Below are 10,445 nucleotides of genomic sequence, written 5' to 3'. Positions count from 1 at the left end.
GCGTCGAATTCGGCCGCGCCCCGCCCCTGCCGCCCCCAGCGGCGAATCTCCTTGCCGTCCGCATCCAGGTGTACGACCTGGTCGGCCAGGAAGTCGGCCACGTACACCGCGCCGCCCGCAGGCGCCACGGCTACCGGGCGCGAGAAGCCGGGCCATTCGTCGATCAGGGAGCCCTCCCCGTCGACTACTTTGATCGAGCCGTGCTCCGCGTCCGCGACATAGAGCAAACCCGCTCCCCAGCCGATGGCCATGGGGTGCTCGAGCTTCAACCCGCTCTCTGCGCCCCAGGAGGCAGCCGCGCGGCAACTCTGGCCGGGAGACGCCCCGCGAAAGAGGAGCAGCGCCGCTGCGGCGAGCAGGACCAGCAGTGCCGTCGAGCCGGCTATGAGCTTTTTCACGGGAGGATCGCGTAGTCGTAGGGATACTCGGACGCCTCCACCGCCGCGCGCAGCGCGGCCGCAGTCAGAACGCGACCCTCCTGCCCCACCACCCGGATCTCTTCCCGCTCCCAATCCAGCTCCACGCGCGCCACGGAGGGAAGCTCCAGCACCCGCTTCTCGATGCCATACGCGCAATACGGACCGGGAATGCCCGGCACCGAGATGGTCAGCGCCCCGGCCGAGGCCGCGTCAGCCCCCACCCGCACCCCCTCCGCACCCCAGTGCGCCGCCGCCGCCACTGCGCCCGCGGCCAGCAGCACGGTCGCGAACGTCCAATCAGTCAAGCGCATGACCGCTCACTGTAGTGCCCATCACCAAGCATCGCTTCACAGAAACTGACGTAATCACCGCCGACTGCACGGAGGGCGCCGAGTGGCAGCGAATGCCCCAACACCGTTCGGCCGCCGCGTCCTCGGCGCGCTCGCCCGTGAACCGCTACGCCGTCGTAATTGCGCACGGGTGCACTATTACTGCGACATCGTTATTCTGACGACTCGAGTGTTGCGTCATCCTTCATCAGGTCACGCGGAGACACGGAGAACGCGGAGCGTTCATCGCCGTCGGCGTTCTCCCCGCTCTCCGCGGCTCCGCGTGAGATCATCTGATGCACTCGTCACAGCCATTGCGGGCACGTACTATCGCACAAACCGGTAGATCACCTTGAGCAGCTCCTCGTACGTCTCCTGCCGCTCCGCCGCATCGTTCGAGCGGATCCCCTCCGTGGCGCAGTTCTCCAGGTACCTCTGAACCATCAGCTTGCCCACGCCGCGCAGCGCTTCGTGCACCGCGGCGATCTGCTGCAGCACGTCCACGCAGTAGCGGTCCTCCGCCACCATCTGGCGCAGCCCCCGCACCTGCCCCTCGATCCGGGCCAGGCGCCGCGCGGCCTCCTGCGTCAGCGTGGGCGCGATGGGCAGCGGCATGGGTCTGGTTAGAGCCGGCATGGTCCCTCCCTGGTCGCATACTCCCCCCCAGTATAGTCGAAGCCGACGCGCTGTCAAGGGGTCGCAAATCCGTACCGTCGCGACGCAGCTCTTGCGACTGCCTTCGCCGGCTGCTGCACCGGCATCCGGAACAGGGAGAATCAAATGGAGCGCAGGCGCATAACGCCCCGTTTGCCACCTCAGGTCTTCCTGTGCCTGCTGCCTCGCCAGAGCAAGTAAAGAGAAACGGCCAGCAGTGCGTAGACAAAAAAGGCCGCGGGGTCATGCGGGATTTGGGCAATGATACTGCGCCAGAGGGGATCCTGCGTCTGGGCGACGAAGGCGAAGTTGTACATCGCAGAGCCTCCTGCTGCGCTGCGGTTGCGTTGGCTGTGGAAACAGGGAAGCAGTGCTGCCGGGCGAAGTCAGGCCCGGACGTACCAAGCCCCGTCCCCACCTACGGGCGAGTGGCGGGGCTGACCCGGTGTGCGGAGGGCCTGAAGCCCGGGGTCAGAGGAGCGGCGGCGGAGGGGCGGTGGATCTGGCGGAGATGCGTCCTGCGCGGGCGGCGGCGTGATCTGCGGCGAAGGCCAGGCAGGCGAGGGCTACCGCATGGATGCGGCTGCGGGCAGCCTGAGACCGATAGTGCCCGAGAGCGGAGCCTGGCGAGCGTCCGGAGTGGGCCCCGTGCTGCCCGGGGGGTTTGCGTTTGAGCGGCGGCGGGTCGACGATGGGAGCGCCGCTGGCAGGCCAGGCGGCGACGCCCGGCGCGTCAGGTGCCGCGTCGAGAGAATGCCTCGATAGCAGATCCGGCCCTGGCGCGAGTGTGGCCAGATCTGCAAGAATGCGGGTGGGATCCGGGGCGCCGACCTCCACCGCCACCAGTGCGGCTCCGAGGAGGACGGTGACAGCCTGTAGCCACCGCCGGATGCGCTTGTCCCGGATATCCCTGCCCATATTCATTACAGATGCCAAGAATTCTACGCATGCGGCGCTCGCGTTGGAACCTATACCATCGTGCCAGCGCCCACAACGACCGGACATGGTCACGCGTTGGACCGCCGGCGCTTTGGCTCGGGCGCCGCGGAGCGTGGCGGAGCGTCCGGCTGCAGCGGGTGTAGCAGGGAGCGCGTATGACGACGGGTGCAATCAAGGCGGCGCCGGCCCGCATCCTGGTAGTGGAGGACGAGCCTGACATCGCCGCGCTGCTGGCCTACCACCTGACCCGGGAAGGCTTCCGGGTGCGCACGGCGGCCGGCGGGCCGGAGGCGCTGGAAGCGCTGAGCCGGGAGCGGCCGGATCTCCTGGTGCTGGACCTGATGCTGCCCGGGCTCTCCGGATACGACGTGCTGGCCGAGCTGAAGCGGCAGCCGGAAACCGCTGACCTGCCGGTGGTGGTGCTGACGGCCATGCGCGAGGAAGCGGACCGCATTCGCGGCCTCGAGCTGGGGGCTGACGATTACGTTACCAAGCCCTTCAGCCCTCAGGAGCTGGTGCTGCGCGTGGCCGCGGTGCTGCGGCGAGTGCAGGCTCCGGCCATGGCGGGGCCGGCGCGGCTGCTGCGCGGCGGGCCGATACTGGTGGATGTGAACGCCATGCGCGTGGTGGCGGACGGCGCAGAGGTCTCGCTGACGCCCACTGAGTATCGCCTGCTGGTCACGCTGCTCGAGCGGCGAGGCCGGGTGCAGAGCCGGCGCCAGCTCTTGCAGGCCGCCTGGGATGTGCACGTCGAGCTGGAGACCCGCACCGTAGACATGCATGTCAAGCGGCTACGCGGCAAGCTGGGCGCGGGCGGCGACTGGATCGAGACCGTGCGCGGCTTCGGCTACCGCTTCCGGCCCGAGGCGTAACCGGGGGGCAAGGTGAGGCGACGTATTCCCATCCGCGTGCTCTTCCTGGCCACCGGTCTGGGCTCGGCGCTGCTCGCCCTTTTCACGGGCAGCCTCCTCGCCCTCCTGGGCGCTTTCTTCATCGCCGTTACCCTTGCCACCCCCCTGGTCGGCTCCCTGCGGCGCCTGCAGCGGCAGCTCGCGCAGCAGGACGAGGCCGCGCCGGTCCCCGCGGGCTCGAGTATCGCAGAAGTCCATGCCCTGGCGGGCACGGTTTTCGGCCTGACGGAGCGGCTCCGGCAGCGGCTGGAGACGGCCGTGCGGGAGAGCCGGGAAGCCGCCTGGCTGGCCGAAGCCGCGGGCGACGGCATCCTGCAGCTCGACAGCTCCGGGCGCGTGGTGCGGCTCAACCCCGCCGCACGCATGCTTCTGGATCTGCCGGCCAGCGCGGAGGGTCGGCCCGTATCGGCGTTCATCCGCCACGCCGAGCTGCGGCCGCTGCTCGAGCGCGCCGCCCGCGGCGCAACGGTCGCGCCGGCGGAGTTCTCGCTGGGGGAGCGGCGGCTGCTGGTGGCCGCACGGCCGGCCGCCGAGGCGCAGGGCGGCGCGATCTTGGTGCTGGTCGACCTCACAGAGATCCGCCGCCTCGAGGACGTGCGCCGCGACTTCGTCGCCAACGCCAGTCACGAGCTGAAGACGCCGCTCACGGCCATCCGCGGCTACACGGACACGCTGCTCTCTGACGAGCTGCCGCCCGAGCTCGGGCGGCGGTTCCTCGAGACCATCCAGCGCAACGCCGAGCGGCTGCAGCGTATTGTGGACGACCTGCTGGACCTGTCTCGCCTCGAGTCCGGCGGCTGGCAGCCGGAGCTCCGGCCCCTGGACCCACTGGAGGCGGCGCGTGAGGCGTGGAGCGCCTTCGACGAGCGCGCCCGGGCCGCCCGCGTCGGCCTCGTCCTTCAGGATGCGCCGCCGCTCTCCGTGCGGGCCGACGCCAGTGCGCTCCGCCAGATCTTCTCCAACCTCTTCGACAACGCGCTGCGTCACACGCCGCCCGGCGGGCAGATCACGGTGCAGGTCGAGCCGGCCGGCGCCGGCCCGGTGGATCCGGGCGGCGGGCCGGAGTGCGTCATCACCGTGAGTGACACCGGCAGCGGGATCCCGGGCGATGCCCTGCCCCGCATCTTCGAGCGCTTCTACCGCGTGGACCCCGCCCGCTCGCGCGCCGAGGGCGGCACCGGCCTGGGGCTCTCCATCGTCCGCCACCTGGCCGAGCGCATGGGGGGCGACGTCGCCGCCCAGAGCGAGCTGGGGAAGGGCACCTCGATCCGCATCCGCCTGCCCGCCCACTGAGCACGCCGTTCGCAAGCAGGCGACCTCCCGGCGCGTCCTACCATGGACTCGCTCCGCGGCGGCGCGCTGATTGCCGCCCATGCGCGGCGCCGTCTATAATGCAAGCGGCAACGGAAGATCGGAGCGGCCATGGCCACGCAACCACGACGCCTGCGGGCGGACGATCTGCCCCATATCCCCGTCGAGGATCCGGCGCTCAGCGGCTACGAGCTGGTGGACGGCGAGCTGGTGCCGGTGATGGGCGCCAACCCTCCCCACGCCGAGCTGATCCTCGAGGTGGGAGCGCTGCTGCGCGCCTTCGTCAAGCGGAGGAAGCTCGGGCGCGTCTTCGTGGATCCCTGGATCCGGCTCGCGCTGCCCCGCGACCCGGAGCGCGTCCGCGCGCCCGACGTGGCCTTCGTGGCGGCCGAGAAGCTGCGCCAGAGCGGCGGCGTTCCCGACGATTACTTCCGCATCGTGCCGGACCTCGTCGTCGAGATCTACTGCCCGAGCAACGAACGCAAGCGTCGCGATTTCCACCAGCGCATCCGCGACTACCTCGACGCTGGCGTGCCGCTGCTCTGGGTCATCTACCCTGCCTCGCGGTACGCAGCCGTCTACCGTGCCGACGGCTCCGCACGCGTCCTGCGAGAGGACGAAGAGCTCGATGGCGAAACCGTGCTTCCCGGCTTCCGCCTCCCGCTGGCAGATCTGTTCGCACTGCTCGACTGATTAGCGGCCGGGCCGCGGATTGCCGACTGGTCCTCGCCCGCACCCTTCCGGACCTCACCGTCTCGTTCAGCGACTGGTTGGGAACGCGGTGAGCGCCTGATCTCTGCGGGCCGTCAAAGTACCCGCCACCACGGCGCTGCCAGGATCCCCTCAGCCAGCCAGAAGGTCGCGCTGCCCGTGTGCAGCAGCAGTCCGCAGGGTACGGCAGCACCGTACTCGCCGCGGAAGGTGAGGAGGTGACGGGCGTCGCGGTATGCGGGGCGCGATGTCGCCTTGACCTCGATGGGAAGCAGCCTGCGGCCAGCTTCGATCACGAAATCGATCTCCTCCTGGTTGACTGTGCGCCAGTACAGCACTTCGGGCCGTGGCGTCACGAGCTCGCGCCACGCGATCAGGTCGCCCAGGACGAGGTTCTCCAGGTGCGCGCCGGTCGGCTCGCCACCCGCCAGACGCCGCGCCAGGCCGACATCCGACCAGTAGAGCTTCGGACTCTTCACCAGGCGCTTCGTCCGGTGCACGGCGTAGGCGCCCAGGCGCACGAGCTGGAAGGATGTCTCGAGCAAATTGAGCCAGCGGTGCACAGTCGGACGTGAGAGCGCAACGTCGCGCGCCAGGTCGGCCTGGTTGAGAACCGAGCCGAGACGCAGGGCAGCGGCCCGCATCAGACGGCGGAAGTCCCCGAGGTCTTCGATCCGGGCAAGCATCTGAGTCCAACGTGAGGTACGGCCGGCCGACCAGCTCCGGCAGCTTCTGAACCAGCGTGCTCTTCCCCGTCTGACGAGCCCCGATCACGACCACAGCCGGCACTACGCCCAGTGCTTCCGCGAGCGCCGCCTCCGCCGCCCTGGCCAAGAGCGCCGCGCCGGTCGTTTCACCCGGTGAGCGAAATGCATTCACGCTATGAAGTATTCTTGCCCACCGCGGCTGCCAAGAGGCCGCCGACGGCGCTTCCGACGACCCGGCCTTTCGTCGCGCCGGCCGGCCGCGCATCTTTGTTGGCGGCCTCGCCTTCCTTCATTGCTGCTGTCCTGGATCTGATGCCGAAGAAGAATCCGAACTCCGCGGCCGCCGGGCAGCCCGTTTCCGACTACCGGCACGAGGACGCGAAGCGCAAGAACAACCCGCCCGCCGGGCTGGCGGCACACGGCCCGGTGCGCCCGGCGCCGAAGCTCGAGTACGCGTACGACTCGCGCGCTTCGACGCGACCGGCCGCGCCGAGTAGCTTGACGAGCTGATCGGGCGCGCGGCCCGGGCCCGGGGTGGTTAGCATCGGCGATGGGACTGCTCGAGGAGATCCGGAGCAAGATTGCGGCGAACCAGTTCGAGTTTTCGGAGCATGCGGTCGATCAGAGCATCCTGCGACGCATCGGCGTACAGGAGATCCGGGAGGCTATTGCCACGGGAGAAGTCATCGAGGACTATCCCCAGGACAAGTATGGTCCGAGCTGCTTGATTCTAGGCTTCACCGCGGCCGGCCGGGCAATTCATATGCAATGCAGCCACCCGTCCCGCCCCATTGTGAAGATCGTGACCTTGTATGAGCCGGACCCGAGCCTGTGGAGCCCGGATTTTCAAGAGCGTAGGAGGCCTGATAATGGCGAAAGCGAGTGAGGAGCGGTTGGTCGAGCGCCTGGTCACGTACACTTTGGAGCTGGACGGCCGGCTCATCATGATCGAGCATGTCCCTGCCCGGGTGAACGAAGAAACCGGCGAGCGCTTTTTCTCACCCGAGGTCGTGGAACGCCTCCACCAGATCGCCCGGGAGGCGCGAACGCCGACGCGTGTCATTCAGACGCCTGTCTTCGACTTTGCGGCATAGCGAGGCCCTCTCGCGAGTCGCGTGAGAGCCGAGGGCTGGTGATGGAGGGACGCGTATTGTTTCCATTGGAGCGCCTGGGGCGAAATCCTGCACTTCCCCGCGAGCAACTCCTCAATGAAACAGAACAAGACAGCTTAATGAGCCTGGAGCCGGACGAACTCCGACGCGGGCCCGAGATCGTCGGCCTGATCGCAGGCCCATGAGCCGCCCAGGACCGCGGTGGTGGCGGCGCCGACCACGAATCGCAGCCGGAGCCGCGACCTCGCCTGCCAGGTTGCTCTTCCGGTGTGCGGCATGTTCACCTCCCGGCGCTCTTGACGCCTCCGTGGGGCTGCAGCCGGGCTAGGCTCCATCGAACGGGGACGGCGGCGCGGCGAACTCGACGGGCAGGGCGCGAAGGTGTGCCAGGACCGTCTGGGGTTGCGCTGCGCCGACATAGCCCGGGGGCAGGCTTGCAGGGCGATCGAACGCGTCCGCGGCCAGCGAGACGGCGGTCCCGTTGACAACCTGTGCGTTGACGGTGGCGGACGTCCAGCCTCCGCCCCTCCGACGAGCCAGCGACCGGCGCGGAGCAAAGAACCACCCCTTGCGGGCAGAGGTCGACTCCTACCGCGTGTCCTGCGTGCCAGCCTGCTCAGGCGCCACACCCTCCAGCGCCCCGGGGAGGCTATGCAAGAGCTGCCTCTCCTCGTGCAGCAGCTCGTGCCAGCGCTCGAAGGCCTCCTCGCCCTGGTGCCGTGCCCGGTAGCTGTGGTGCATCTCCCGCATTTGGTGATTGATCTCGTGCAACCGTTCGATCACGGCAGCGTACGGCCCAGGGTTCGCAGTATGCTGCCGGCGGGCTAAGCCGTAGGCCGCCGCTCCCAAAATCGCCATCACGCCCACGAGGAGCAGCGCAAGCCTTTTTTCTCTGAACATGGGCTACCTCCTATCCCGGTGCCTGGTATTGGCAATTCGCACCAACGGCGCGCTCTCGTCTTCGGGTTCGCAGGTAAGAGGCCCGCACACGGGTTCGCAGCACGACCGCACCGGCTCCTCCGCCGCCTCAGTGCGGCGCCGAAAGTCTACGAGCGCCTGCCGCAGGGATCGTAGCTCCTCGATGTTCTGGTCGATTTCCGAAAGCCTCTGCTCGATCAATGTCAGCAGCCGCGGCGCCCCAGAGCCCCGTTCGGTGGCGACGAGAAGCTCCTTGACCTGGGCCAAGGGCAGGCCGAGCCGCCTCGCCCGCTTCACGAACTGGAGCCGATGGATGTCCTGCTCACCGAACACTCGGTAGCCGTTGGCGCCGGGCGCCGACCGGTTACGCTTGAGCCTTGGGATCACCCCAACGTCTTCATAGTACCGAATGGTCTTGGGCGGCAGGCCGACGCGCTTGGCCGCTTCTTTGATGGTGACGTGTCGTTCCATGGTTATGCCTCGTGGCCGGACGGAACCGGTTATTCGTGTCGTACCCGAGGTCGTCAGCCTTTACCGACGTCTCGGAGGTCCCGCTGCTCTGCTATCCCGTGCCGCGCGCGCTTCACCTGGGCCACCAGGTGCCCAGTGTAAGGGTTCCAGGAGCTGGAATGTCAAGCCCACTCCACATTCCCCTGTACCCGGTGGCGGCGACGCACCCAGCCAGCCGCGGGATCCGCTGAAGCGGCCCCGACCGCCCGAGAAGTCCTCCCCAGCACCCGCCGCTCTTGCGGCTGTTACCAAACCGTTACGCCCCCATCACCGACACAGTGCACGCGCCCGTTACATCTCTGGCGGGCTCGGGCCAGCCCATTCGCGTGAACCTGAAGGGGAGCGCGTATGCAGAGGCTCTTGAACTGCGTTGTGGCCGCGGGCGCAGCGTTCGGCCTGCCGGCGCGCCTCGCCGGGCAGACCGTGACGGCGGAAGGCGTGAGGGTGCGGGTGACGGGTTACGCCCAGATCCAGTTCAACACCACCAGTGTGGACGAGGAGGCCGTGACGCCGGCCGGCGAGCCGGCGGGTGATCTCCCCTTTTCCACATTCGAGACGCGACGCATCCGCCCGGTGGTCGATGTGACCGTCGCCGATTGGATCTCGGGCCGTATCCAGCCGGACCTGGCGCTGGGCCGGCTGCGGCTGGCCGACGCCTACATGAACTTTGGCTTCGGCGAGGCGTTGCAATTGCGCGTGGGCCAGTTCAAGAAGCCGTTCAGCCTGCTGTTCCTCCGCTCCTCGACACTGATCCTGCCCATCGAGCGGGCGGTCCGGATTCGCGGGCTGGAGGAGGCCTTGGAGGAGGCGGCGGGCGCGGCGCGGCCGCCCGTGTTCACGAGCTTCCGCGGCGAGCTGGTGCTGGGCGAGGAGCAGCAGATGCTGGAAGTGCTGGGATACGCCGAGCGCGACCTGGGCGCGGCCATTCATGGCCGGCTGGGCCGCGTGGGCTACGAGGCGGGCGTATTCAACGGCGGCGGCGCGGACCGCCGGGATGACAATGACGACAAGTCCATTGCGGCGCGCGTCAGCTTCCAGCCGATCCGCGAAGCGACACATCTGCTTGGCGCGGCGGTCAGCCGCCGCGAGACGCGAATCGATGGCAGGCTGGACGGCCGCGAGGTCCATCATGACCTGGCCGGCACCGTGTTCGGCATCGACGCCGAGTGGGGCGAGCCGCGCCGGCCCGGGCTGCACTTCATGCTCGAGGGTGTAGTGGGTGACAATCTGGCGGTGGACGAGTCGCTGGTAGGCGGGCAGGCCGTCGTCGCCTACTTCAGGCCGCGGGCGCCGGGCCGGCGAGTGGAGGGCATCGAGCCGATCTTCCGGCTGAGCTACGGCGACCCGAACCGCGACCGGGAGGACGATGACGGCCTGCTGCTCACGCCCGGCGTCAACTTCTACTTCTATGGCCGCAACCGGCTGCTGTTCAACTGGGACTTCTTTTTGCCGGCGGGTGACCGGTTCGAGAGCGCGAGCGCCTTCCGCGCGCAGGCGCAGTTGTACTACTGAACCGATGCGCATGACAGCGCGTCGGGCAGGGAGGGGATCGGATCGTGGCCGTGTCCCGGTCCGCGGTCAGGGCTGTTCGGACAAACGGGTTATGGAAAGGGGAAGGCACCATGGGCCAGCGGATCAATCGATGGAAGCTGATTGAGGTCGCAGCCGCAGCCGCGCTGGCCATGGCTCTCGGGGCAGCACTGACCGGGTGCCGGGGCGAGCGAGGTGAGGAGCCGGACAGCGGGCGGCTGGGTGGCTCGATCGAGATAGACGGCTCGAGCACGGTGTTCCCGATCACGGAGGCCGTGGCCGAGGACTTCATGGCTGGGCCGGGCGCAGGCGTGCGCGTGACCGTGGGCATCTCGGGCACGGGCGGCGGCTTCAAGCGCTTCTGCGCTGGTGAGACGGATATCAGCGACGCCTC

Annotated in this window: 15 protein-coding genes; 8 read left to right on the top strand and 7 right to left on the bottom strand. The window is 68.7% G+C overall.

The annotated features are described in order from the left end of the window. From HY703_03550 to HY703_03535, 4 genes are all read right to left on the bottom strand, one after another. Positions 1-398 (bottom strand): hypothetical protein (locus HY703_03550; protein ID MBI4544251.1); only part of this gene is annotated, 398 nt, incomplete at its 3' end. Further along, positions 395-730 (bottom strand): hypothetical protein, encoded by a 336-nt coding sequence (locus HY703_03545; GenBank protein ID MBI4544250.1) that lies wholly within the window; start codon positions 728-730, stop codon positions 395-397. The genes HY703_03545 and HY703_03550, both read right to left, overlap by 4 nt. Before the next feature lie 345 nt (positions 731-1,075). Beyond that, positions 1,076-1,363 carry a metal-sensitive transcriptional regulator gene (locus HY703_03540; GenBank protein MBI4544249.1) on the bottom strand — a complete coding sequence of 96 codons (288 nt, stop codon included), beginning with the start codon at positions 1,361-1,363 and terminating at the stop codon, positions 1,076-1,078. 200 nt (positions 1,364-1,563) lie between these two features. After that, the gene (locus HY703_03535; protein MBI4544248.1) at positions 1,564-1,719 is read right to left on the bottom strand and encodes a hypothetical protein; all 156 of its coding nucleotides are present in this window, start codon (positions 1,717-1,719) and stop codon (positions 1,564-1,566) included. A gap of 777 nt (positions 1,720-2,496) precedes the next feature. Here HY703_03535 and HY703_03530 point away from each other — a divergent pair. The 3 genes from HY703_03530 to HY703_03520 all read left to right on the top strand — a co-directional run bounded on the left by HY703_03530 (position 2,497) and on the right by HY703_03520 (position 5,256). Then, a complete protein-coding gene (locus HY703_03530; GenBank protein ID MBI4544247.1) occupies positions 2,497-3,213 on the top strand; it encodes a response regulator transcription factor in 717 nt (238 codons plus the stop codon). A 12-nt stretch (positions 3,214-3,225) separates the two neighbouring features. Further along, complete coding sequence (locus HY703_03525; protein MBI4544246.1) at positions 3,226-4,545, top strand: PAS domain-containing protein; 1,320 nt, start codon at positions 3,226-3,228, stop codon at positions 4,543-4,545. A gap of 129 nt (positions 4,546-4,674) precedes the next feature. Continuing rightward, a complete protein-coding gene (locus HY703_03520) occupies positions 4,675-5,256 on the top strand; it encodes a Uma2 family endonuclease (protein ID MBI4544245.1) in 582 nt (193 codons plus the stop codon). Positions 5,257-5,369: 113 nt separating this feature from the next. Here HY703_03520 and HY703_03515 read toward each other — a convergent pair whose 3' ends face one another. Beyond that, positions 5,370-5,960, bottom strand: a complete 591-nt coding sequence (locus HY703_03515) for a DUF4143 domain-containing protein (protein ID MBI4544244.1) — start codon at positions 5,958-5,960, stop codon at positions 5,370-5,372. Between the two features lie 333 nt (positions 5,961-6,293). Between HY703_03515 and HY703_03510 the strand changes: the two genes are divergently transcribed. From HY703_03510 to HY703_03500, 3 genes are read left to right on the top strand one after another with little or no spacing between them, the layout of a single operon-like run. Further along, positions 6,294-6,491, top strand: coding sequence for a hypothetical protein (locus HY703_03510; GenBank protein ID MBI4544243.1), 198 nt, complete (start codon positions 6,294-6,296; stop codon positions 6,489-6,491). 46 nt (positions 6,492-6,537) lie between these two features. After that, on the top strand, positions 6,538-6,867 hold the full coding sequence (locus HY703_03505; GenBank protein MBI4544242.1) for a DUF4258 domain-containing protein: 330 nt from the start codon (positions 6,538-6,540) through the stop codon (positions 6,865-6,867). Continuing rightward, positions 6,851-7,075 carry a type II toxin-antitoxin system MqsA family antitoxin gene (locus HY703_03500; GenBank protein ID MBI4544241.1) on the top strand — a complete coding sequence of 75 codons (225 nt, stop codon included), beginning with the start codon at positions 6,851-6,853 and terminating at the stop codon, positions 7,073-7,075. The genes HY703_03505 and HY703_03500 overlap by 17 nt, the downstream gene beginning before the upstream one ends. Before the next feature lie 606 nt (positions 7,076-7,681). On the opposite strand, the gene HY703_03495 is transcribed toward HY703_03500, so the two are convergent. Both HY703_03495 and HY703_03490 read right to left on the bottom strand, forming a co-directional pair. Then, positions 7,682-7,993, bottom strand: coding sequence for a hypothetical protein (locus HY703_03495; protein MBI4544240.1), 312 nt, complete (start codon positions 7,991-7,993; stop codon positions 7,682-7,684). Between the two features lie 3 nt (positions 7,994-7,996). Further along, positions 7,997-8,482, bottom strand: a complete 486-nt coding sequence (locus HY703_03490; GenBank protein ID MBI4544239.1) for a MerR family transcriptional regulator — start codon at positions 8,480-8,482, stop codon at positions 7,997-7,999. Positions 8,483-8,869: 387 nt separating this feature from the next. Between HY703_03490 and HY703_03485 the strand changes: the two genes are divergently transcribed. Both HY703_03485 and HY703_03480 read left to right on the top strand, forming a co-directional pair. Next, entirely contained in the window at positions 8,870-10,033 is a 1,164-nt protein-coding gene (locus HY703_03485; GenBank protein MBI4544238.1) for a hypothetical protein, read from the top strand. Between the two features lie 170 nt (positions 10,034-10,203). Beyond that, positions 10,204-10,445: substrate-binding domain-containing protein (locus HY703_03480; protein MBI4544237.1), on the top strand; the 242-nt coding region annotated here is incomplete at its 3' end.

The sequence above is a fragment of the Gemmatimonadota bacterium genome, from assembly GCA_016209965.1.
GTDB lineage: Bacteria > Gemmatimonadota > Gemmatimonadetes > Longimicrobiales > RSA9 > JACQVE01.
Note: the sequence above shows the minus strand (reverse complement) of the source record. Positions and strands in the feature narration are given on the sequence as shown.